The sequence below is a fragment of the Acidovorax sp. FG27 genome (genome assembly GCF_040365715.1).
Classification (GTDB): domain Bacteria; phylum Pseudomonadota; class Gammaproteobacteria; order Burkholderiales; family Burkholderiaceae_C; genus Paracidovorax.
In genome coordinates this window covers 1,228,105-1,251,179 of record NZ_BAABVY010000009.1, presented here as the reverse complement: position 1 = coordinate 1,251,179, position 23,075 = coordinate 1,228,105, and the positions used below count along the sequence as shown (strand labels likewise).

Sequence of the window (23,075 nt, the reverse complement as noted above, 5' to 3'; positions counted from 1 at the left end):
CCGGTCACTCGTAGCGCTTGGCGCCCGCCAGCAGCTCCGGCGTGCCCAGCAGCTGGTTGAGCCCGTCGAACTGCAGCATCTGCGGCCAGTACGGCTCGGTCGTGCCGTGCCGGTGCAGGCTGGCCAGGTAGCCCTGCAGCGCGTGGCTCAGCGCGCGCACGGTGCCACCGGGGAAGATGGCCAGCCGGTAGCCCAGCGCCTGCAGCTCGGCGGCGGGCAATAGGGGCGTCTTGCCGCCTTCCACCATGTTGGCCAGCAGGGGGCCGCGCGGCGAGAGGCGCGCCAGGGCGGTCGCCATGTCGTCCCGCGTGCGCAGCGCCTCCACGAAGAGCACGTCGGCGCCCGCGTCGGTATAGCGGTCCATGCGGTCGAGCGCGGCATCCAGGCCCTCCACCGCCACGGCATCGGTGCGGGCGACGATCAGCGTGCCGCTGTCACGCCGCGCATCGCAGGCGGCGCGGATCTTGCCGGCCATCTCGGCCGCGCCGATCAGCGTCTTGCCGTCCAGGTGGCCGCAGCGCTTGGGGCTGGTCTGGTCCTCCAGCTGGATGGCCGATGCGCCGGCGCGCTCCAGCAGGCGCACGGTGCGCTGCACGTTGATGGCGTTGCCGAAGCCGGTGTCGGCATCCACGATCAGGTGCAGCGCCTCGTTGCGCTCCCGGATGGCGGTGGTTACCTGGGCCACGTCGTCCAGCGAGAGCAGGCCGATGTCGGGCCGGCCCAGGCGGGTGTAGGCGATGCTGGCACCGGACAGGTAGGCCGCGTCGAAGCCGGCCTGCGCGACCAGCAGGGCCGAGAAGGCGTCGTACACGCCGGGCGCGGTGACGATGGCGGGCGACTGCAGGCGGGTTTTCAGGTCTGTGGTCATGGGTTGGGTGTGGGGGCGTGGCCGGCGCGCTGGGCCGCCAGGCGTTTTTCGAGGTGCGGCAGCAGCCCGCCGTCCCGGATCATGGCGACCAGGTGCGCCGGAATCGGCTCGCAGGCCAGCACCCGGCCGGTGGCCAGGTCGTGCACGCGGGCCCGGTCCAGGTCGCAGGCCACCGGGGCGCCCGCGGCCACGGTGGGCGTGTCGGGGCACACCAGCAGCGGCAGGCCCAGGTTGAAGCCGTTGCGGTAGTAGATGCCCGAAAAGGACCGGGCCACCACGCAGGCCACGCCCAGGTGCCGCAGCACCTCGGCCGCCTGCTCGCGCGACGAGCCGGCGCCGAAGTTGCGCCCGGCGAAGACGATGTCGCCCGGCCGCACTTCGGCGGCGAAGCGCGGGTCCACCGACTCCAGGCAATGGCGCGCGATCTCGGCGATGCCGAACTTCATGTAGGCGCCCGGGGCCAGCAGGTCGGTGTTCAGGTCGTCGCCGAACACCCAGGCGCAGCCCGTGGCGGGTGCGGTGTGCGGCGCGCTCATTGCAGCATCTCCCGCGGGTCGGCGACGCGGCCGGCCACGGCCGATGCGGCCACCGTCCACGGCGAGCCCAGGTAGATCTGCGCCTGGGGCGAGCCCATGCGGCCCTGGAAGTTGCGGGCCGTGGTGCTGATGGCCACCACGTCGGGCCCGAAGGTGTGCGCGCCGTAGCCGGCGCAGGCGCCGCAACTGGTGGGCAGCAGCTCGGCGCCGGCGTCCACCAGCGTGCCGAGCACGCCTTCCGCCTCGGCGCGCTGCTGGTCCTGCAGGCTGGCGGGGGCCACCAGCAGGCGCACCCCTGCGGCCACCTTGCGCCCGCGCAGCACGTCGGCCGCCATGCGCAGGTCGTCCAGCTTGGCGCCGGTGCAGGCGCCCACGTAGGCCAGGTTGATGGCCACGCCGGCCAGGTCGGCCGCGTCGCGGCCATGGGCCGGGCTGTGCGGCTCGGCCACCTGCGGTGCGAGGGCGGTGGCATCGAAGACATGGTCGGCCAGCAGCGGCGCGCCTTCGTCGGTGTGCCAGTGCGCCAGGTCCACGTCGCCGGCGCCGGCGCGGGCCAGCCAGTCGCGGGTGACTTCGTCCGGTGCCACCAGGCCGGCCTGGGCGCCCAGTTCCGCCGTCATGTTGGAGAGCGTCATGCGCTCCTGCATCGACAGCGCCTGCACTGCCGGGCCGGCATATTCCACCGCCTGGTACTGACCGCCGTCCATGCCGAAGCGGGTGCAGAGGAACAGCATCATGTCCTTGGCGGACACGCCCGGCGCCAGCCGGCCGTTCCAGGCCATGCGCAGGGTGTGCGGCACCTTGAGCCAGATCTCGCCGGTGACCAGCACGCCCAGCATCTCGGTCGCGCCCACGCCGAACATGTAGGCACCAAAGGCGCCGCCGGTGGGCGAATGGCTGTCGCCGCCCACGGCGAACATGCCGGGCCGCAGGTAGCCCTTTTGTGGCACCACCACGTGGCAGATGCCTTCGCCGTCATGGAAGCGCGCCACGCCCGCGCTCTTCACCCAGTCGCGGGCGATCTGCACGATGGCGCGGCTGTCGTCGTCGTAGGCCGGCACGTAATGGTCGGTGACCACCACCACCTTGTCCGGGTCCCACACCGTCGCGCCCAGGCGGTCGAGCATGGGCTTGACGCGGCGCGGCCCGCCCGAGTCGTGCATCATGGCCAGATCGACCCGGCAGGTGACGATCTCGCCCGGCGTGACGTGGGCGACGCCCGCCGCGCGGGCCACCAGCTTCTGCGCCAGGGTCTGCGGGCCCGCCCCAGCGGAAAGGGAAACGGCGGCGGCGCTCATTCCACGCTCGCGCCGGAAGCCTTGATGATCTTCGCCCAGTCCTGCACGTCCTGCGCCACGAACTTCGCGAACGCGGCGGGCGGCATGTCCACCGTGGTGGCCGCCTCGGTGCGCATGCGCTCCTGGTAGTCGGGCGACTCGATGGCTTTCTTCACGGCGGCATAGAGCTTCTGCGTCACGTCCGCCGGCATCTGCGCCGGGCCGAACAGGCCGAACCAGGCCATCGACTCGAAACCCTTCACGGTCTGCGCGATCGGCGGCACGCCGGCGAACTGCGGCAGCGGCTCGCGGCTGCTCACGCCCAGCAGCTGGATGCTGCCGTTCTTCATGTGCGGCAGCACGTTGACCGTGCTGGCGAACATCAGGTCCACCGTGCCTGCCAGCACGTCGGAGAGGGCCGGGCCGGTGCCCTTGTACGGCACGTTGACGATGTCGGTGCCGGTCAGCATCTTGAACTGCTCGCTGGCCAGGTGCAGCGACGAGCCCTGCGCGCCGATGGCGAAGTTCAGCTTGGCCGGATGGGCCTTGGCGTAGGCGATGAGCCCGCGCGTGTCGGAGAACGGGGCGCCCTTGCGCGCGATGAGCACGCTGGGCACCTTGGCCACCATGGTGATGGGGGTGAAGTCCTTCACCGGGTCGAACCCCAGGTTCTTGTAGAGCGTGGCGTTGATGGTGTGGCCGGTGAAGCTCATCAGCAGCGTGGACCCGTCGGCCGGCGCCTTCGCCACGTAGGCCGCGGCGATGTTGCCGCCGGCACCGGCGCGGTTCTCCACGATCACCGGGCGGCCCAGGGTGTCGCCCATCATGCGGCCGATGACGCGGGCCAGCGTGTCGGTGGTGCCGCCCGAGGGGCTGCCCACGATGATGGTGATGGGCCTGCCGCCGTCCTGCGCCAGGGCGAATGAGGGTGCCAGCGCGGCGGGCAGGGCGCAGAGCGCGGCCAGGGCGCAGCGCCGGGTCAGGGCTGTGTTCATCTTGCTTGTCTCCGTCGTTCGTTCGTTCTCGTAGAAGGCCCATCCTAGGCAGCCCGGCTGCGGCTTTCAATGGAACCTGCTGGTCCCATCGTGCAGACCAGATGGCGGCCGACCGGCGCAGACGGCGGGCGTGGCCTTTGGCCTACGCGGGGCGCCAGTGCGGCGCGTTGTAATCGCTGCCATGGAACCGAGCGACGCCGACACTCCGGGCCGCCGCCCGCCGCGCCGGGGCGCCGCGCAGCAAGCCGTGGCCCGGTGGATGGCCTCGCGCGGCTGGAAGCCCTTCACCTTCCAGCGCGAGGTATGGCGCGCACTCGCCGAAGGCCGCAGCGGCCTGCTGCACGCCACCACCGGCGCGGGTAAGACCTATGCGGTGTGGCTGGGCGCGCTGCAGGCCTTCGCCGACCAGCGCCCACCGCTGAAATCCAGGTCAAAACAGGCTGCAGCGCTTGAATCACGGGCGCGGGTAGCTATTGAAACAGTAGCAAAGACGCGCCGGCCCACGCCGGAGCCGTTGACCGTGCTGTGGCTCACGCCCATGCGCGCCCTGGCGGCCGACACGCTGCGCGCCCTGCAGACGCCGCTGGACGCCCTGGCGCCCGAGCACCCGGTGCTGGCCCGCTGGACGGCCGGCGCCCGCACTGGCGACACCGCCAGCGGCGAGCGCAGCGCGCAGTCGCGCCGCCTGCCCACCGTGCTGGTGACCACGCCCGAAAGCCTGTCGCTGCTGCTGGCGCGGGCCGACGCGCGGGAGACGCTTTCCACCGTTCAGCTGGTGGTGGCCGACGAATGGCACGAGCTGCTGGGCAACAAGCGCGGGGTGCAGGTGCAGCTGGCGATCGCCCGGCTGCGCGGCTGGAACCCGGGGCTGCGCGTCTGGGGCATGTCGGCCACGCTGGGCAACCTGCCCGAGGCCATGCACACGCTGCTGGGCGACGGGCAGGCCGAGGGCGCCGGCGGCGCGGGCGTGCTGGTGCAGGGCAAGGTCGACAAGCGGCTGGTGGTGGACACGCTGCTGCCCGACCACCCCGAGCGCTTTTCATGGGCCGGGCACCTGGGCCTGTCGATGCTGCCGGCGGTGGTGCGCGAGCTGGCCTCGTCCGGCACGACGCTGGTGTTCGTCAACGTGCGCTCGCAGGCCGAGGTCTGGTACAAGGCCATCCTCGATGCGCGGCCCGACTGGGCGGGCGAGCTGGCCATCCACCACGGCTCGCTGGACCGGGGCGTGCGCGAATGGGTGGAAGCGGGGCTCAAGGCCGGCCAGCTGCGCGCCGTGGTCTGCACCAGCAGCCTCGACCTGGGCGTGGACTTCCTGCCCGTGGAGCGGGTGCTGCAGATCGGCTCGCCCAAGGGCGTGGCGCGGCTGCTGCAGCGCGCCGGGCGCTCGGGCCACGCACCGGGCCGGCCCTCGCGCATCACGCTGGTGCCTACCCACAGCCTGGAGCTGGTGGAAGCCGCCGGTGCCCGCGCGGCCGTGCAGGCCGGCCAGGTGGAGATGCGCGCCAGCCCGCGCCGGCCCATCGACGTGCTGGTGCAGCACCTGGTGACCGTGGCGCTGGGCGGCGGCTTCGAGCCCGAGGCGCTGTATGCGGAAGTGCGCGGCACGGCGGCCTATCGCGACCTGCCGCGCGACGTCTGGCAGTGGTGCCTGGACTTCGTGCATCGCGGCGGCCCTTCGCTTGCCGCCTATCCCGACTACCAGCGCGTGGCGCCCGACGAAGACGGCGTGTGGCGCGTGCCCAGCGCCCGGCTGGCGCGCCGGCACCGCGCCAACATCGGCACCATCGTGAGCGATGCGAGCATGGTCGTGCAGGTGCTGCACGGCGCGCGGCTGGGCACCATGGAAGAGAGCTTCCTCTCGCGCCTCTCGCCGGGCGACTGCTTCGTCTTCGCCGGCAACGTGCTGGAGATGGTCAAGATCGAGGACATGACGGCCTACGTGCGCCGCGCCGCCCGCGGCCGGCCCACGGTGCCGCGCTGGGGCGGCTCGCGCATGCCGCTTTCCACCGTGCTGGCCGACTTCGTGGTGCGCCAGCTGGCGCAGGCGGCCGAGGGAGACTACAGCGGCCCCGAGATGCGCTGCGTGCGCCCGCTGCTGGAAGTGCAGCAGCGCTGGTCCGCGTTGCCCACGCCCGGCACGCTGCTGGCCGAGACGCTGCGCACGCGAGAAGGCTGGCACCTGTTCCTCTACCCCTTCGCCGGCCGCCATGCCCACACCGGCCTGGCCAGCCTGTTCGCCTGGCGGGCGGCGCAGGGCGAGGCGGGCACTTTTTCCATCGCCGTCAACGACTACGGCCTGGAACTGCTGAGCGCCACCGAGCGCGACTGGGCCGCGCTGCTGCCCGAGCTGCTGCGGGCCGAGCCCGCCGCTCCATCCGCCACCCCGGCACCGGGGGTGCCCGCGACCGAGGCCCTGGCCATTCGCAACACCGCCAACGCCCAGGGCGGCACGCCGGCCGCCGACGCCGCCCGCCAGGCCCTGCTGCACGAGGTGCTGGCCAGCCTGAACGCCACCGAGATGGCGCGGCGGCGCTTTCGCGAGATCGCGCGCGTCTCGGGCCTTATCTTCCAGAGCCACCCGGGCGAGCGGCGCAGCGCCCGCCAGCTGCAGGCGTCGTCGCAACTCTTTTTCGAGGTCTTCCGCAAGTACGACAGCGCCAACATGCTGCTGCGCCAGGCCGACGAGGAGGTGCTGAGCCAGGAGCTGGACGTGGCCCAGTTGCTGGCCGCGCTGCGCCGCATGCAGAACCAGCGGCTGGAAGTGCGCTCCCTGGCGCGGCCCAGTCCGTTCGCCTTTCCGCTAATGGTGGAGCGCTTTCGCGAAAAGCTCACCAACGAACACCTGGCCGACCGCATCGCCCGCATGCTGGCCCAGCTCGACAGCGCCGCCGACGCCCCCGCCGGCAAGGCGCAGGCCGCGCCGCCGCCGCAGGACGTGGTGCCGCCCGATCCGCCGCAGCGCCCCGCAAAACGCAAGGCGCGCACCGCTTCGGCGCGGCCGGGGGCGGCGCCCGACCCAGTGGCCGGGGAGCCGGCCGAGCCCACGGAGCTGCAGGCGGCCGCGGCCACGGTGCGGCGCATGCTCGATTTCTCGCTCACCAGCGCCGATGGGCCCGAAGCCGGCGGCAGCCAGCGCCCGCGCCGCGTGCGCAAGCCTTCGCGGCCTTTGCCGCCGCTTTGAACGGTGTCACCCGCCTTGGCGGGGCACGCCGGCTGGCTCGCTGCGCGCATGGGCGCCATCAGTCGATGGAGGCACCGGACTCCTTGACGATCTTCGCCCACTTGTCCGTGTCGTTCCTGATCCGTTGCTCGAACTCGGCTGGCGTGGAGGCCAGCGGCGTTGCGCCCTGCGCAGCGAGCTTGTCCAACGCCGCCTTTTCGCTGGAGATCTCGGTGATCTCCCTGGAAAGCCTGTCGAGGATGGCCGGGGGCAGGCCCTTGGGCGCGATGACGCCAAACCACACTTCGGCCACATAGCCGGGGACGCCGGCCTCCGCCATCGTCGGCACGTCAGGCAGGGCGGGCGACCTGGCGGCGCTCGTGACCGCCAATGCGCGCAATGCGCCTGCCTTCACCTGGGGCAGCGAGCCCGGCAGGTTGTCGAACATCAGCTGAATCTGGTTGCCCAGCAGGTCCGCCATGGCAGGGCCGCTCCCCTTGTAGGGCACGTGGATGAACGAGGCCCCCGTCATCGACTTGAACAGTTCTCCGGAAAGATGGTTCGTCGTTCCGCTGCCCGCCGAGCCCATGTTCAGGGTGTCCGGCCTGCTCTTCGAGTAGGCGATCAGTTCTGCCACGGTCTTCACCGGCACCAGCGGATTCACCACCAGAATGTTGGGCACGCTGGCGAAAGGCGCGACGGACGTGAAGTCCTTTTTCGGATCGTAAGGAAGCCGATGGTAGAGCGACGCGTTGATCGCACTGGTGCCCACCGTGCCGAACAGCAGTGTGTACCCGTCGGCCGGCGCTTTGGCCACCAGGTCCGCGCCGATGTTGCCGCCCGCTCCACCGCGGTTGTCGACGACCACCTGCTGGCCCAGGCGCTGGCTCAGGCGCGTCGCCAGTTGCCGGCCCAGGTTGTCGGTAGTGCCGCCCGGAGGAAACGGCACCACCAGCCGGATCGGCTTGACGGGATAGCTGTCTGCGGCGGCGGAAACGGCGAGCAGCATGGCAGCTGCTGCGAGAGCGACCTTGGTGGCGGAGATCATGGCGGGTTCCTCGTGGCGGGTGGGATGAAGCGGGATCGATCGGGTCAGCAGGTCGGCAAGGCGGCGAGAGCGCTCAGCTCCCTCTGGAGCGTGGCCTGCGCGTGCGCTTGCGCCTGGCGCATTCGGGCGGCGCGCTCCCGGGAGCCATCGAGCGCTGCCCGCTGATGCTGGGCTCGCTCGATGACCAGGCAGGGTGCCGGCCCACCCCGCACCGAGCGCGAGGCCAGGCTCGAAGCGGGGTCCAGGCAGGCCTGCACCGACGGTTCGCTGAGTTGCACCGGGATTCCGGTCTGTTCGGCGGCTGCCGCGTTGACCATCGTCGCAGTGATGGCGCTGGCGGGCAGATGGGCATCGAGCGCCTGGCGCACCACGGCACCGACGACGTGGTGCGCCTGTCGGAACGACAGGCCCGCCTCGCGGACCAGGGCGTCGGCCAGATCGGTGGTGGTGGAAAAGTCGGAGCGGGCCCTGTGCAGCATGACGGCCTCGACCGGTTGCGCCGAGCCGATCACCAGCTTCAGCAGTGCCAGGCACCGTGCGCATTCCTCGGCGCCTTCCCAGAAGCTGCGCATGCTTTCGCGGTTGCCGTCGCCGCTGTGGGTGAAGTGGGTGCCCTTCACGGTGGACAAGGCGGCCGTCAGCAGGCCGATGAGGTGACCGGTCTTGCCCTTCAGGTACTCCAGCACCACCGGGTTCTTCTTCTGCGGCATGATGCTCGAGGTGCCCGCGACGCTGTCCGGGAAGTCGATGAGGCCGAATTCCGGCGTCGCCCACACGTAGAAGTCCTGGGCGACGCGGCCCCAGGTGAGCGAGGCGATGGCCATCGCGGACATCAGCTCCCAGGCGAAGTCGCGCGATGCCACGGCGTCCAGCGAGTTCTCGGCGCAGCATGAAAAGCCCAGCAGGCGTGCCGTTTCCTCGCGCTGGATGGGGAACGCGGTTCCTGCCAGCGCCCCGGCCCCCAGGGGGCATGCGTCCAGCTCCACGATCGCGTGCTCGATGCGCCGCGCATCGCGTGCCATGGCCTCGGCCACGGCCGAGAGGTAGTGGCCGTAGCTGATCGGCTGGGCGGACTGCAGGTGCGTGTATCCGGGCATCACCGTACCGGCATGCGCGGCGGCGCCGGCCAACGCGCTGTCCCGCACGGCGTTGAGCGCATCGAGCACGTTCAGCCCTGCATCGCGGGCCCGCAGGCGGTCGTGCGTGGCGAGGATGTCGTTGCGGCTGCGGGCCACATGCAGGCGGCCGCCCATGTCGACCCCGGCGCATTCCATCAGGTGCGCCTCGTAATTGAAGTACGCGTCCTCGCGTTGGGGGTCCAGGGCCACCGCGGACGGCCCCTCCTGCTGCATCTGCAGCAGCGCCTGGGCCAGGCGGGCGGCGACATGGGCGGGGATCAGCTGCGCCTTGTGCAGCATCAGCAGGTGTGCCGCATTGATGCCGGTGAGATAGGTGAAGCCGCTGGCGAACTCCCGGTTCAACCGAGGCAGATAAATGTGCTCGCAGACCTCTGGTGCGGTGGCTTGCTGGAGACGTCGACTGACTTTCGATTCCATGACGGGCTGTTCCTTGCTGCCGGGGGACCGACTCCTCCGGCTTGTTGGAAGAAGTATGGAAATGGCGTGTCATAGCGTCAAATACAAATAATCAGCCCATCCATACATTCTTGTTATGCTGGAGAAAGCCAGGGCAAGGAGGCTTCCATGAAGTTCAAGCAGGTCGAGACGTTCAGGGTGGTGATGCTCACGGGGTCGATGACGCTGGCGGCCCGGGAGCTGCACACAACGCAGCCCAACATCAGCAGATTCATCGCGCAGCTGGAGGCCGAGGCCGGTTTTCGCCTGTTCGAGCGCAAGGCGGGCCGGCTGCACCCCACGGCCGAGGGGGAGGCCTTCTATCAGGAAGTGCAGCGCTCTTTCCTCGGCATGGATGCGCTGGAAGACTCGGTCCGAATGATCCGCAGGCTGGGCACGGGCACGCTGCGGGTGGGCGCGGTTCCTTCGATCGCCATGAGCGTGATGCCCGAGGTCATCAAAATGTTCCGCCAGCGCTACCCGGATACGCCGGTGTCCATCCACACCAATGACTCACCCACCGTGGCCAAGTGGACTGCGACGCGGTACTGCGACTTCGGGCTGGTTTCCTACGTCGTCGATACCGCCGGACTGCGCTCCAGCCTGTGGGCGGAGGAAGAAGGGGTATGCATCGTCCCTGCTGCGCACCGTCTGGCCAGCAAGCGCGCCGTGAAGGCGAGCGATCTCGACGATGAGCCTTTCATCTCGCTCTCGCAGGGCGACGGGGCGCGCGCAGCGGTCGATGCCGCGTTCTCGCCGGATCGGCGCAAGCTGATGCTCGACACGCCTTATGCCTCGACGATCTGCCGGATGGTGGAGATGGGGCTGGGTGTCAGTGTGGTGAGCCCGCTGGTGGTGCGCAGCATGAAGCTCTCCGGCATCAAGGCGCTTCCCTTCAAGCCATCGGTGCATTTCGGGCGGTATCTTCTCGTCTCGCAACAGCACGGCGCATCCGCCGCCATGGCGGCCTTCCTCGAATGCCTGTCGGCGGTGTAGGGGCGAGGCCTGCCCATCGCATGCAGGGGGTTCTGCCCGCCCGCTACCATCGCCGCATGCTCTTCGGATCCGAGACGTTGTCCCCCGCCGCGCTGGTCGGCGCGCATGCCACCACCCTTGCAGGGGAGCCTGTGCATTTGCTGGCGGGCCACGCCCTGTGGTGGCCGGCGGGCGCCACCGTCTTCGTGGCTGACGTGCACCTGGGCAAGGCGGCCACCTTCCGTGCGCGGGGCATTCCGGTGCCCGGCGGCACCACGCAGGACAACCTGGCGCGGCTGACGGCGCTACTACACGGCCTGCCGGCGCGGCGCCTGGTGGTGCTGGGCGACTTTCTTCACGCCGCCGAGGCGCACACGCCCACGCTGCGCGCGGCGCTCGCCGACTGGCGGGACCAGCACGCGGCGGTCGACATGGTGCTGGTGCGCGGCAACCACGACAGCCATGCGGGCGACCCGCCGCCGGGCCTGGGCATAGCGGTGGTGGACGAGCCCTGGTGCGCCGGCCCCTTCGCGTGCTGCCACCACCCGCAGGACCACGCCAGCCATCACGTGCTGGCGGGCCACGTGCACCCGGCCACGGTGCTGTGGGGGCCGGGCCGCGACGCCCTGCGCCTGCCGTGCTTCGCCGTGGCGCCACTTCTCACCCTGCTGCCGGCCTTCGGCAGCTTCACCGGCGCGGCCACCTTGCCGCCGCAGGCCGACCGCCGGCTGTTCGCGGTGGGCGGCGGCCGGGTCTGGCCGGTGCCGCCGGGGCGCTAGGCCGCGTCCCTCCGCCGTCCTACAGGAGCCTGCGGGGCCGGGTGCTAATTTGCCCCACGCAGCTTCTGGAGACCCCCATGGCAGACGACGACGGCAAGGCCCCCACATCGACTCGCACCCTCTGGAAGGGCGCCATCAGCTTCGGGCTGGTGCACGTGCCGGTGGGCCTCTATGCGGCCACGCAGAATTCGGGCATCGACTTCGACTGGCTCGACAAGCGGTCGATGGAGCCGGTGGGCTACAAGCGCATCAACAAGATCACCGGCAAGGAGATCACGGCCGCCAACATCGTCAAGGGCGTGGAGTACGAGGACGGGCGCTACGTCGTGCTGTCGCCCGAGGAGATCGAGGCGGCCTTTCCCAAGACGACGCAGACCATCGAGATCGAGGCCTTTCTCGATGCCGACGAGATTCCGTTCGTGTACCTGGAGCGGCCCTATTACACGGCCCCGCTCAAGCGCGGCGAGAAGGTCTACGCGCTGCTGCGCGAGGCGCTGCGCAAGACCAACAAGGTGGGCGTGGCCAAGGTGGTGATCCAGACCAAGCAGCACCTGGCGGTGCTGATCCCGTGCGGGCGGGCGCTCATCCTGAACCTGCTGCGCTGGGGCGGGGAGATCCGCTCGTTCGAGCAGCTGAACCTGCCGCCCCTGGGCGCGAAGGCGGCCGGCATCCGCGACGCGGAGATGAACATGGCCACGCAGCTGATCGACGACATGACGCAGGGTTGGAACGCCGACCAGTTCCGCAATTCGTTCGCCGAGGAGATCCACAAGCTGGTGCAGACCAAGGCCGAGGCGGGCGACATCGCCGACGTGGTGAAGGAGTCGGCGCAGGAGACCGCGCCCGCCACCGCCGACGTGCTGGACCTGACCGCGCTGCTCAAGCGCAGCCTGGAGGGCGGCAAGGGCAGGAAGGCCGGCGGCACCGGCAAGGGCGGCGCGGACCCGGATGCGGATGACGAAGCCGATGAGGGACATGCCGGGAAGAAGACCGCGAGCCGGGGCGGCAAGTCCGCCTCGGTGACCGACCTGCCCCGCAAGGCCGCCGCCAAGAAGGCTGCGCCCGCAGCCAAGAAGGCCCCCGCTGCCGGGAAGGCTCCCGCCAAGAAAGCCGCTGGCGCTGCCAAGGCGAAGAGCCGCAGCCCCGCGCCAGCGAAGAAGCCCGCCCGCCGGGCGGCCTGAGAGGCAGGCGCGCCATGGCCCGAAAGACCCAGGACACGACGACCGCGAAGAAGCCGAAGGGGAAGAGGGCCGCTCCCGCGGCCGGGGCCGACGCGCTGGCGGTCTACCGCGGCAAGCGCAACTTCGCGGTCACGCCGGAGCCCGCCGAAGGCGGCGAGCCGGGCACGGAGGCGCTGCAATACGTCATCCAGAAACACTGGGCCAGCCGGCTGCACTACGACTTGCGGCTGGAGATCGGCGGCACCATGAAGAGCTGGGCGGTGCCCAAGGGCCCCAGCTTCGACCCCGCCGACAAGCGCATGGCGGTGCAGGTGGAAGACCACCCCATCTCCTACAACCGCTTCGAGGGGCAGATCCCGGCCAAGCAGTACGGCGCCGGCAAGGTCATCATCTGGGACAGCGGCTACTGGTCGCCTGTGGGCGACCCGGAAGCCGGCTGGCGCGAGGGCAAGCTCAAGTTCAGCCTGCACGGCCACAAGCTGCAGGGCCACTGGACCTTGGTGCGCATGCACGGGCGCGGCAGCGAGAAGCAGCCCCCGTGGCTGCTCATCAAGGAGCGCGACGGCCTGGAGCGCCCCGCCGCCAAGTTCGACGTGGTGGAAGCCATGCCCGACAGCGTGGCGGCGCTGCCCCCCGTGCCGGCACCGGGCGCGCAGGTGGCGCGTGCCGCTGCAGAACCCACGGTCCAGCACGCAGCCAAGGCCCGCCGGGCGGCGCTGCCGCAGGAGCTCAAGCCCCAGCTCGCCACGCTGGTGGACGGCCCGCCCGCCGATGCGAAGGACTGGCTCTGGGAGCTCAAATTCGACGGCTACCGCCTGCTCGCCCGCATCGAACGCGGAGCGGTGCGCCTGATCACGCGCAACGGCAACGACTGGACGGCGCGCATGCCGCGCCTGGCGAAGGCGGTGGCGCAGCTGCCTTTGAAATCCGGCTGGATCGACGGCGAAGTGCTGGTGATGGACGAGCAGGGCGCGCCCGACTTCCAGGCGCTGCAGAACGCGTTCGACGCCGAGGCCACCAGCGACCTGGTGTACTACGTCTTCGACATGCCCTTCGCCGATGGGCGCGACCTCAGGCCGCTGCCGCTGCAGGAGCGGCGCGAGCTGCTGCGGGCGGTGATGGCGCAGGCGGCGGAGGCCGCGGCCGATGCGGTGCGCTTCAGCGAGGCATTCGAGGCGCGGGCGTCCGACCTGGTGCCCGCGGCCTGCCGCCTGGGGTTCGAGGGCGTGATCGGCAAGCGGCGCTCGGCCCCCTATGCCTCGCGCCGCAATGCCGACTGGATCAAGCTCAAATGCAGCCACCGGCAGGAATTCGTCATTTGCGGCTTCACCGAACCACAAGGCACGCGCACCGGCCTGGGCGCGCTGCTGCTGGGCGTGCACGGCGACGATGGCGCGCTGCGCTATGCCGGCAGCGTCGGCACCGGCTTCAACGAGCGCACGCTGGTGGAACTGCGCGAGCGGCTGGAAGCGCTGCAAGCCGAAGCCAGCCCGTTCGAGCGGGCGCCCGCTATCGGCAAGAAGCCCCATTGGGTCCGGCCCCGCCTGCTGGCCGAGGTGGCATTCGCCGAGTGGACGCGCGAGGGCCGCATCCGCCACGCGGTGTTCCACGGCCTGCGCGAGGACAAGCCCGCCCGGGCCATCGTGCGCGAGACGCCGCAGGAGGCGCCGGGGGCCGCCACGGGCAAGCCACCCGCCCGCCAGGCGGCAAAGGGCGCCCGGGCGGCGAAGGCCGGCGGGTCCGCGCGGCAACCCGCCGAGGCGGCCGCCCCGGGGGCCCCATCCTTGCGCGTGACGCATCCCGAGCGGGTGATCGACCCCTCCACCGGCTTCACCAAGATGGACCTGGTGCGCTACTACGCCAAGGTCGGGCCGCTGATGATGGAGCACCTCGAGAAGCGCCCGGTGGCACTGGTGCGGGCGCCGGACGGCGTGGGCGGTGAGCTCTTCTTCCAGAAGCACATGGAGCGCATGGCGCTGGACGGCATCGCCCAGCTGGACCCGGCGCTGGACCCGGGCCACGGCCCGCTGATGGCGATGGAGCGGCCGCAGGGCCTGCTGGCCGCCGCGCAGATGAACGTGCTGGAATTCCACACCTGGAACGCCCGGCAGGACCGCATCGAAAAACCCGACCGGCTCACCCTGGACCTGGATCCGGGCGAGGGCGTGCAGTGGGGCCATGTGCAGGAAGCCGCCCAACTGGTGCGGGTGCTGCTCACCGAACTGGGCCTGGCCGCTTACCTGAAGACCAGCGGCGGCAAGGGGCTGCACGTGGTGGTGCCCATCAAGCGCCTGCACGGCTGGGATACGGTCAAGGGCTTTTCGCAGGCGCTGGTAAAGCACCTGGCCCGCACCATTCCACAGCGTTTCGTCGCCAAGAGCGGACCGAAGAACCGGGTGGGAAAGATCTTTGCCGACTACCTGCGCAACGGGCGGGGCGCCACCACGGTGAGCGCCTGGTCGGCACGCTCGCGGCCCGGCATGGGGATTTCGGTGCCGGTGGGCTGGGACGAGCTGAAGCGGTTGACGAGCGGCGCGCACTGGACGGTCGCCACGGTGGACGAGCGCCTGCGGCTGGGCAACACGCCGTGGGAGGGCTACGACCGGGCGGCAGTGTCGATCACGGCGGCCGTGAAGCGGCTGGCGGCGCTGGGAGAAGACTGAGCGGGCCTTCAGCCCAGCGCCTGGGGCTCCGAAAACGCCGAATCGGCGAACTGGCGCTCCTGCGGCTGGCGGCGCCGCGCGGGGCCGTAAAGCGGCAGGTCGTCCGCCTGCTGGCGCTGGTGCCCGGGCAGGTCGGCCTCGCCCATCTGCCAGCGGATGGATTCGTCGTCCTCGAACGAATTGTCGAACATGAACATGATGGCCTCCGCATGCCGGCGCGGTAGGGCCAGCTTGTATGCACCGATTGGGCTGGGCGGCGGGCGCGAAGTCGGTCGGCGTGGTGGCGCAGTCGCTGTAGGCGGGTGCTGACGGATGCCCGGGGCTGACTAGAATCGCGCCCTTTGCCCGCCGCCACCGCCCGGCCCCGCTTTTTTCTCACCATGCACATCGTCGTCAACGAAGAACTCAAGGCCTACATCGACCCCCTGACCCCGCAGGAGCACGAAGCACTGGAGCGCAGCCTGCTGGCCGAAGGGTGCCGCGACGCGCTGGTGCTGTGGGGCGACATGCTGGTGGACGGCCACAACCGCTACGGCATCTGCATGCGCCACGGCCTGCCCTTCCAGACCATGCAGGCCACCCGGTTCGAGACGATGGAGGACGTGCATCTGTGGATGATCGACCAGCACCTGGGCCGGCGCAGCGTGTCGGACTTCCAGCGGGGCGTGCTCGCCCTGCGCAAGAAGGAGATCGTGCAGGCGCGGCTCGCGCGCGGGCAGGGCACCCCGGATGCCGCTGGCGGCGAAGCGCGAGCCGGCCACGGCGGGGAGCAGGCCGGCCCGCAGGCGGGGGCCGAGGTGGGCGCGCCTTTCCAGGCGCCCGAGGCGCTCGACAGCCGCGAAGCCATCGCCCGCGCCGCGCGCATCAGCAGCAGCCAGGTGCTGATGATCGAAAAGATCCGCAAGCAGGCCGCGCCCGAGGTGGTCGCGGCCGTGAAGTCGGGTGCTATCTCGATCAACGCGGCGGCCGCCGTCGCCACGCTGCCCCAGCAGGAACAGGTGGCCGCCGCGACGGGCGGCAAGGACGAATTGCGCCAGGCGGCCAAGCGGGCGCGCGAGGCCCGGCGCAAGCCGGCAGCGGCCGAGGCCGGCTCGCAGGCGGCTGGCGCCGAAACGGAAGCTGCGCCCCCGCAGGCGGGCGGCGGCGAACTGCAGGCCTTGCGCGATCGCGTCGCGGCGCTGACGGCGGAGAACGCCGCGCTGCGGGCACGGCTGCAGGCGCTGGGCGACGGGGACGCGGCGGCGCCCTTCTGACCCGCCGTGGAACGTTGGGTGCTTGAAGGTTTCAGCCTACAAGCGGATGGGCAAACGGCCCCTATCATCCGCGTCCACTTCTTCCGCCGGCCCACTCCGTGACTGCATCCATCGACGACGAGAAACGACGCCTCGAGCGCCCCACCATGCCCCTGCGCCTGTTCGTCGGTTTCATGCTGGCGGCGCTGGCCACCGTGGTGATCGCGCTGTTCACCTACCAGAACGGCCAGAACCGCGCCGCGGCGGTCGCCCGCATCAACATGGGGGTGGAGGTGATATCGCAGGTGCAGGCGGTGCTGTCCACGCTCAAGAATGCCGAGACGGGCCAGCGGGGTTACCTGCTGACCGGCAAGGAGACCTACCTGGAGCCGTTCCGCGCTTCGGAGGCCGCGCTGGGGCAGGAGTTCGACGTGCTCAAGACGCTGCTGGCGGACAGCCCCGAGCAGCTCGGCCGGCTGACCACCGTGCAGCGCATGGCCGCGCAGAAGATGGACGAGCTGCGCCGCACCATCGCGCTGCACCGCGCCGGCCAGCAGGGCGACGCACTGGCGCTGGTGCAGAGCGACGAGGGCTTCGTGCTGATGAACGACGTGCGCGCCCAGTTGCGCGACATGCTCAATGCGGAGCGCCTGTCGCTCGAGGAGCGGCGCCGCACCTGGGAAGACGCGGCCAACTTCGCCGCGTACTTCACCTGGGCCAGCTCGCTGGTGCTGCTGGTGCTGGTCTGTGCATCGGCCGCCATGACCGCCGCCGACCACCGTGCCAAGGCGCGCGAGAACTGGATCAAGTCGGGCCTGGTGGCGCTGGGCTCGCGCCTGCAGGGCGACCACCGGCTCGACGAGCTGGGCCAGCGGGTGGTGGAATTTCTGGCGCAGTGGCTGGGCGCGAAGGTGGGCGCGGCCTACGTGAGCGAGGGGCACGGCCTCTACCAGCGCATGGGCGGCTACGGCCTGCCGGACGGGCAGCTCAAGACCAAGGTGGTGAAGGGCGAAGGCCTGCTGGGCCAGACCGCGCAGTCGCGTGAACTGGTGCACCTGCGGGACGTGCCCGAGGGTTATCTGCCCATCACGTCGGGCCTGGGCAGCGGCACGCCGCGCGAGATCGCCATCGTGCCGGCGCTGCTGAACGGCAAGGTGCACGGCGTGATCGAGCTGGGCTTCCTGCGCCAGCTCACCGCCACCGACATCGACTTCCTGCAGCGGGCGTCAGAGCAGGTGGCGCTGTCGGTGCGCTCGGCCATCGACCGCACGCAGCTGGAATCCCTGCTGGAGGAAACCCAGCGGCAGGCCGAGGAGCTGCAGGCCCAGCAGGAAGAGCTGCGGGTGAGCAACGAAGAGCTGGAGCAGCAAAGCCGCGTGCTGCAGGAATCGCAGGCGCAGATGGAGGCGCAGCAGTCAGAGCTGGAACAGAGCAATGCCCAACTGGAAGAGCAGACCCAGCAGCTCGAATACCAGAAGCAGCAGCTGCTGCGCGCGCAGGACGCGCTCGGCTCCAAGGCGCACGACCTGGAGCTGGCGAGCCAGTACAAGAGCGAATTCCTCGCCAACATGAGCCACGAGCTGCGCACCCCGCTCAATTCCAGCCTTATCCTGGCCAAGCTGCTGGCCGACAACAAGCAGGGCAACCTGACCGAAGAGCAGGTGCGCTACGCCCAGACCATCCACGGCGCGGGCAACGACCTGCTGGCGCTGATCAACGACATCCTCGACCTGGCCAAGATCGAGGCCGGCCAGGCGACCATCACCGTGGAGACGGTGCCCATCGCCCGCTCGGTACAGGGCTGGATCGAGCCGCTGCGGGCGCTGGCGCAGGACAAGGGCCTGCAGCTCACCGCCGTGGTGGACCCGGAGGCGCCCGCCACGATCGAGTCCGACGCGCAGCGGCTGGGCCAGGTGCTCAAGAACCTGCTGTCGAACGCGCTCAAGTTCACCGAGCAGGGCGAGGTGACCCTGCACGTGCTGCCCCGCGAACGCGGCGGCGTGGCCTTCGAGGTGCGCGACACGGGCATCGGCATTCCGGAGCACCAGCAGCAGCTGATCTTCGAGGCCTTCCGCCAGGCCGACGGCAGCACCCACCGCAAGTACGGCGGCACGGGCCTGGGGCTGTCGATCTCGCGCGACCTGGCCCAGCTGCTGGGCGGCAGCATCGGCGTGCAGAGCGTGCCTGGGCAGGGCAGCACCTTCACCCTGGTGCTGCCCGCCGTGGCGCCGGCGCAGCCCGAGGCCGGGGCGCCGGCCCAAGCCACGTCCGCCGCCGTGCCGGCCGCCATGCCCCGGCCCGCGCCGCTGGCGGCCGAGCGCCGCGAGCCGCCCCTGCCGGCGCCGCCAGCCGACGCGCCGGTGGTCCGCCGTGCGCAGGCCGGCGTGCCGGACGACCGCGACCGGCTGCAGCCCGGCCAGCGCACCATGCTGGTGGTGGAGGACGACCCGCGCTTCGCCCGCATCCTGTACGACCTGGCGCATGAGATGGGCTTCCAGTGCGTGCTGGCGGCGACCGGCAGCGAGGGGCTGGCCGCGGCGCTGGAGCACCAGCCGAGCGCGGTGGTGCTGGACATGAACCTGCCCGACTTCTCCGGCCTGGGCGTGCTGGACCAGCTCAAGCGCAACCCGGCCACCCGGCACATCCCGGTGCACGTGGTGTCGGTGGCCGACTATTCGCAGGAGGCGCTCGGGCGCGGCGCGGTGGGCTATGCCCTCAAGCCCGTCAAGCGCGAGGAACTCAAGCAGGCGCTGGAGCGCATGGAGGCGAAGTTCACGCAGAGCCTGCGCCGCGTGCTCGTGGTGGAGGACGACGAGCGCCAGCGCGAGAGCGTGGGCCACCTGCTGGCCAATGGCGACGTGGAGATCGTCGGCGCGGAAACGGCGCGCCGCGCGCTGGAGCTGCTGCGCTCCACCACCTTCGACTGCATGGTCATGGACCTGAACCTGCCCGACCTCAGCGGCTACGAGCTGCTCGAGCAGATGGCCAGCCAGGAGGACGTGGCCTTCCCGCCCGTGATCGTCTATACCGGCCGCTCGCTCACCCGCGACGAGGAGCAGCAGCTGCGGCGCTTCTCCAAGTCGATCATCATCAAGGACGCCCGCTCGCCCGAGCGGCTGCTCGACGAGGTGACGCTGTTCCTGCACCAGGTCGAATCGGCCCTGCCGGTGGAGCGGCGCAAGATGCTGCAGGTGGCGCGCGACCGCGATGCGAGCTTCGAAGGCCGCACCATCCTGATCGTGGAAGACGACGTGCGCAACGTGTTCGCGCTCTCCAGCGTGCTGGAGCCCACCGGCGCCAAGGTCGAGATCGCCCGCAACGGCCGCGAGGCGCTGCAGGCCCTGGAGCGCGCCCAGGCGGCCGGCGCCGCGGCGGTGGACATGGTGCTGATGGACATCATGATGCCGGAGATGGACGGCTTCACCGCCATGGTGGAGATCCGCAAGCGGCCCGAATGGCGCCGCCTGCCCATCATCGCGCTCACGGCCAAGGCCATGAAGGACGACCAGGAAAAGTGCCTGGCCGCGGGCGCCAACGACTACATCGCCAAGCCGCTGGACGTGGAGAAGCTGCTGTCCCTCGTGCGGGTCTGGATGCCCAAGTGACCCGGCACCCCGCGCCGCCGCCGGCGGTGGAGCTCGCACCCGCGCCGGGCGCCGCCGTGGCCCCCCATCGCAAGAAGACCTTCGACATCGAGCAGCAACTGCTGGTCGAGGCGATCTACCACCGCTACCACTACGACTTCCGCGGCTACGCCCAGGCGTCGCTCAAGCGGCGGTTGCAGACGGCGCTCACGCGCTTCCAGTGCCGCACGCTGTCGCAGCTGCAGCACCTGGTCCTGCACGAGCCCGAGGTCTTCCCGGCCATGCTCGAGTACCTCACCGTGCAGGTGAGCGAGATGTTCCGCGACCCGCTCTACTTCCGGGCGCTGCGCGAGACGGTGGTGCCCATCCTGCGCACCTACCCGTCGCTCAAGATCTGGGTGGCGGGCTGCAGCACCGGCGAGGAGGTGTATTCCCTCGCCATCCTGCTGCGCGAGGAAGGGCTGCTCGAGCGCACGCTGATCTACGCCACCGACATCAATGCCACCGCGCTGCAGAAGGCCGAGGCGGGCGTGTACGACATCGACCGCGCGCGCGGCTTCACCGAGAACCATGCCCGCTCGGGCGGGCGCGGCTCCCTGTCGGAGCACTACACCGCCGCCTACGGCCGCATGATGATCGACAAGACCCTGCGCCGGCACATCGTGTTCTCCGACCACAGCCTGGCGACCGACAGCGTCTTCGCCGAGGTGCACCTGGTGTCGTGCCGCAACGTGCTGATCTATTTCGACCGCGACCTGCAGAACCGCGCCCTGTCGCTTTTTCGCGATGCGCTCTGCCACAAGGGCTTTCTCGGCCTAGGCTCCAAGGAGTCGCTGCGCTTTTCCACGCAGGCGCCCGCCTTCGACGAATTCGTGGCGCAAGAGCGCGTCTACCGCAAGAAGGCGGGGCTGTGATGAGACGAACGCTTTCCGCCGCATCGCGGCAGCGGCGGTTCGAGACGGTGGTGATCGGCGGCTCGGCCGGCAGCATCGACGCGCTGGCGGTGCTGCTGGCGGCCCTGCCGGCCAGCCTGCGCGCGGCCGTGGTGGTGGTGGTGCACCTGCCCCGGGAAAAGCCCAGCCTGCTGCCCCGGATCTTCGAGCCGCGCTGCGCGCTGCCGCTGCGCGAGGTGCACGACAAGGAGCCGCTGGAACCTGGCACGGTGTACTTCGCCCCGCCCGACTACCACGTGCTGCTCGACGCCGGGCCGACCCTCGCGCTGTCGGTGGACGATCCGGTGCATTTTTCGCGGCCCTCCATCGACGTCCTCTTCGAGTCGGCGGCGGACGCCTGCGGCGACCGGCTGCTGGCCATCCTGCTGTCGGGCGCCAATGCCGACGGTGCGCAGGGGCTGGCGGCGGTGCAGGCCGCCGGCGGCGCCACGCTGGTGCAGTCGCCGGCCAGCTGCCTCATGCCCTTCATGCCCGAGGCCGCCCTGGCGCGCCTGCGGCCGGACCACGTACTGCCGCCTGACGCCATGGCGGCATTGCTGTTGCAATGGCATTCCGGGAGACACCTGTGATTCTTGCCCCTTCCTCCCCCCGCTGCCCGCCCCGTGCCGGCCGGGTGAAATGCCTCATCGTCGACGACGTCGAGGAAAACCTCATCGCGCTGGAGGCGCTGCTGCGCCGCGACGACGTGGAGATCCTGCGTGCCGCCTCCGGGCCCGAGGCGCTGGAGCTGCTGCTGCAGCACACCGACGTGGCGCTGGCGCTGCTGGACGTGCAGATGCCCGAGATGAACGGCTTCGAACTGGCCGAGCTGATTCGCGGCAGCGAGCGCACGCGCCACGTGCCGCTCATCTTCATGACCGCGGGCTCGCGCGACCAGAACTGGCAGTTCAAGGGCTACGAGTCCGGCGCGGTCGATTTCCTCTACAAGCCCATCGATCCGCACATGCTGGTCAACAAGGCGGGCGTGTTCTTCGAGCTGCAGCACCAGAAGCAGGCGCTGGCGTTCGAGCTGCAGGAGCGCACCGAGGCGCTGCGCATCAACGACATGTTCATGGCCGTGCTGAGCCATGACCTGCGCGGGCCCCTGAGCGCCATCCTGGCGTCGGCCGTGGTGCTGCAGCGGCCGATCGATGCCGACAAGGTGCCGCTGCTGGGCAGCAAGATCCAGGCGAGCGGCCGGCGCATGGGCCGCATGATCGAGGACCTGCTGGACGTGACCCGTGCGCGCCAGGCGGGCGGCCTCGTCATGCAGACCGGCACGCAGGTCGACCTGGGGGCCGCGGCCCAGCGCACGGTGCAGGAGCTGCGCGACGCCCACCCCGCGCGCGCCATCGAGCTGAGCCAGCAGGGCGACCTGCAGGGCTGGTGGGACATCGACCGGCTCTGCCAGGTGCTGGGCAACCTGCTGGGCAACGCCATCCACCACGGCACGCCGGACCAGCCGGTGCAGCTGTACCTCGACGGCACGGCGCCCTGCGAAGTGGTGTTCAGCACGTCCAACGGGGGCACGATTCCCGCCGCGCTGCTGCCGCACCTGTTCGATCCGTTCCGGGGCAGCACGCAGGCGGCGCCGGGGCAGCACAAGGGGCTGGGCCTGGGGCTCTACATCGTGCAGCAGATCGTGCACGGCCACGGCGGGCAGATCGAGGCCGCGTCGACCGCAGGGCGCACCGTGTTCCAGGTGCGGCTGCCTCGCGGCGCGTCGCCGGCCGGGCGCTGACGGAAGCCTTGCCCCCTCGCATCACCCCGGGGCGGGGTCTTTCACACGGTGTCAGGCCACGCCCACGCCCTGCAGTCCGGCCTGCGCCTCGTCCAGCAGCGACTCCAGCTCGTCCATCTCGAACGGCTTGAGCAGGGTGCGCACGTTCGGGCCCAGGGCGCTCGCGGCTTCCTGCCCGAACGGGTAGCCCGAGCACAGCACCATCCACTGCGTGGGGTTCCTCTCCAGCAGGCGGCGAGCGAGGTCGGTGCCGCTCATGCCGGGCAAGGTCACGTCGGTGATCACCAGGTCGAACGGCGCCTCCGCGTCGTGCCGCAGGGCTTCCTCGGCCGTGGCGCAGGCAGTCACCGCGCGCCCTGGTCCCTCCAGCAGCATGCCCATGGCTTCCCGCAGTTCGCAGTTGTCCTCCACATAGAGGATGCGCAGCAGGGGCATGCCGGGGCCGAGACTTCCGGCGGCGGTAGCGATGGCGGTGTGCGGTGAAGTCAGGCGATGTCCTCGTTGGCGGTAGAAAAGGCGTGCGTCGGCCG

The 23,075-nt window shown here is 70.7% G+C and carries 18 protein-coding genes; 10 read left to right on the top strand and 8 right to left on the bottom strand.

Annotated features, from left to right (window positions below):
• Positions 1-4 precede the first annotated feature (4 nt).
• The 4 genes from ABWV53_RS12640 to ABWV53_RS12625 are packed head-to-tail and all read right to left on the bottom strand — an operon-like array spanning position 5 to position 3,676.
• Positions 5-868 carry an isocitrate lyase/PEP mutase family protein gene (locus ABWV53_RS12640; RefSeq protein ID WP_353366357.1) on the bottom strand — a complete coding sequence of 288 codons (864 nt, stop codon included), beginning with the start codon at positions 866-868 and terminating at the stop codon, positions 5-7.
• Positions 865-1,404 (bottom strand): LeuD/DmdB family oxidoreductase small subunit, encoded by a 540-nt coding sequence (locus ABWV53_RS12635; RefSeq protein WP_353366355.1) that lies wholly within the window; start codon positions 1,402-1,404, stop codon positions 865-867. Before ABWV53_RS12635 ends, ABWV53_RS12640 begins: the two co-directional genes overlap by 4 nt.
• A complete protein-coding gene (locus ABWV53_RS12630; RefSeq protein WP_353366353.1) occupies positions 1,401-2,702 on the bottom strand; it encodes a 3-isopropylmalate dehydratase large subunit in 1,302 nt (433 codons plus the stop codon). The genes ABWV53_RS12635 and ABWV53_RS12630 overlap by 4 nt, the downstream gene beginning before the upstream one ends.
• Entirely contained in the window at positions 2,699-3,676 is a 978-nt protein-coding gene (locus tag ABWV53_RS12625) for a Bug family tripartite tricarboxylate transporter substrate binding protein (protein ID WP_353366351.1), read from the bottom strand. Before ABWV53_RS12625 ends, ABWV53_RS12630 begins: the two co-directional genes overlap by 4 nt.
• 259 nt (positions 3,677-3,935) lie before the next feature.
• Here ABWV53_RS12625 and ABWV53_RS12620 point away from each other — a divergent pair, with 259 nt between their 5' ends.
• Positions 3,936-6,857: a ligase-associated DNA damage response DEXH box helicase gene (locus tag ABWV53_RS12620; protein WP_502903895.1), complete on the top strand. Its 2,922-nt coding sequence runs from the start codon at positions 3,936-3,938 to the stop codon at positions 6,855-6,857.
• Positions 6,858-6,915: 58 nt separating this feature from the next.
• Here ABWV53_RS12620 and ABWV53_RS12615 read toward each other — a convergent pair whose 3' ends face one another.
• Both ABWV53_RS12615 and argH read right to left on the bottom strand, forming a co-directional pair.
• Positions 6,916-7,884: a Bug family tripartite tricarboxylate transporter substrate binding protein gene (locus ABWV53_RS12615; protein WP_353366347.1), complete on the bottom strand. Its 969-nt coding sequence runs from the start codon at positions 7,882-7,884 to the stop codon at positions 6,916-6,918.
• Between the two features lie 44 nt (positions 7,885-7,928).
• A complete protein-coding gene (argH, locus tag ABWV53_RS12610) occupies positions 7,929-9,440 on the bottom strand; it encodes an argininosuccinate lyase (protein WP_353366345.1) in 1,512 nt (503 codons plus the stop codon).
• Between the two features lie 147 nt (positions 9,441-9,587).
• Between argH and ABWV53_RS12605 the strand changes: the two genes are divergently transcribed.
• The 4 genes from ABWV53_RS12605 to ligD all read left to right on the top strand — a co-directional run bounded on the left by ABWV53_RS12605 (position 9,588) and on the right by ligD (position 15,056).
• The gene (locus ABWV53_RS12605) at positions 9,588-10,454 is read left to right on the top strand and encodes a LysR family transcriptional regulator (protein ID WP_353366343.1); all 867 of its coding nucleotides are present in this window, start codon (positions 9,588-9,590) and stop codon (positions 10,452-10,454) included.
• Between the two features lie 56 nt (positions 10,455-10,510).
• Positions 10,511-11,212 carry a ligase-associated DNA damage response endonuclease PdeM gene (pdeM, locus tag ABWV53_RS12600; RefSeq protein ID WP_353366341.1) on the top strand — a complete coding sequence of 234 codons (702 nt, stop codon included), beginning with the start codon at positions 10,511-10,513 and terminating at the stop codon, positions 11,210-11,212.
• 77 nt (positions 11,213-11,289) lie between these two features.
• Entirely contained in the window at positions 11,290-12,393 is a 1,104-nt protein-coding gene (ku, locus tag ABWV53_RS12595; RefSeq protein ID WP_353366339.1) for a non-homologous end joining protein Ku, read from the top strand.
• 14 nt (positions 12,394-12,407) lie between these two features.
• Positions 12,408-15,056 carry a DNA ligase D gene (gene ligD / locus ABWV53_RS12590; protein WP_353366337.1) on the top strand — a complete coding sequence of 883 codons (2,649 nt, stop codon included), beginning with the start codon at positions 12,408-12,410 and terminating at the stop codon, positions 15,054-15,056.
• A gap of 8 nt (positions 15,057-15,064) precedes the next feature.
• On the opposite strand, the gene ABWV53_RS12585 is transcribed toward ligD, so the two are convergent.
• Positions 15,065-15,253 carry a hypothetical protein gene (locus tag ABWV53_RS12585; RefSeq protein WP_353366335.1) on the bottom strand — a complete coding sequence of 63 codons (189 nt, stop codon included), beginning with the start codon at positions 15,251-15,253 and terminating at the stop codon, positions 15,065-15,067.
• A 183-nt stretch (positions 15,254-15,436) separates the two neighbouring features.
• On the opposite strand from ABWV53_RS12585, the gene ABWV53_RS12580 reads away from it, so the two are divergent.
• The 5 genes from ABWV53_RS12580 to ABWV53_RS12560 all read left to right on the top strand — a co-directional run bounded on the left by ABWV53_RS12580 (position 15,437) and on the right by ABWV53_RS12560 (position 22,545).
• Positions 15,437-16,309 carry a ParB N-terminal domain-containing protein gene (locus ABWV53_RS12580; RefSeq protein WP_353366333.1) on the top strand — a complete coding sequence of 291 codons (873 nt, stop codon included), beginning with the start codon at positions 15,437-15,439 and terminating at the stop codon, positions 16,307-16,309.
• A gap of 146 nt (positions 16,310-16,455) precedes the next feature.
• Positions 16,456-19,893 carry a response regulator gene (locus tag ABWV53_RS12575; RefSeq protein ID WP_353366714.1) on the top strand — a complete coding sequence of 1,146 codons (3,438 nt, stop codon included), beginning with the start codon at positions 16,456-16,458 and terminating at the stop codon, positions 19,891-19,893.
• A 56-nt stretch (positions 19,894-19,949) separates the two neighbouring features.
• Positions 19,950-20,786, top strand: coding sequence for a CheR family methyltransferase (locus ABWV53_RS12570; protein WP_353366713.1), 837 nt, complete (start codon positions 19,950-19,952; stop codon positions 20,784-20,786).
• On the top strand, positions 20,786-21,394 hold the full coding sequence (locus ABWV53_RS12565; RefSeq protein WP_353366331.1) for a chemotaxis protein CheB: 609 nt from the start codon (positions 20,786-20,788) through the stop codon (positions 21,392-21,394). Before ABWV53_RS12570 ends, ABWV53_RS12565 begins: the two co-directional genes overlap by 1 nt.
• Complete coding sequence (locus ABWV53_RS12560; protein WP_502903877.1) at positions 21,370-22,545, top strand: hybrid sensor histidine kinase/response regulator; 1,176 nt, start codon at positions 21,370-21,372, stop codon at positions 22,543-22,545. Before ABWV53_RS12565 ends, ABWV53_RS12560 begins: the two co-directional genes overlap by 25 nt.
• A gap of 51 nt (positions 22,546-22,596) precedes the next feature.
• Here ABWV53_RS12560 and ABWV53_RS12555 read toward each other — a convergent pair whose 3' ends face one another.
• Entirely contained in the window at positions 22,597-22,971 is a 375-nt protein-coding gene (locus ABWV53_RS12555) for a response regulator (RefSeq protein ID WP_353366712.1), read from the bottom strand.
• Positions 22,972-23,075: the final 104 nt, after the last annotated feature.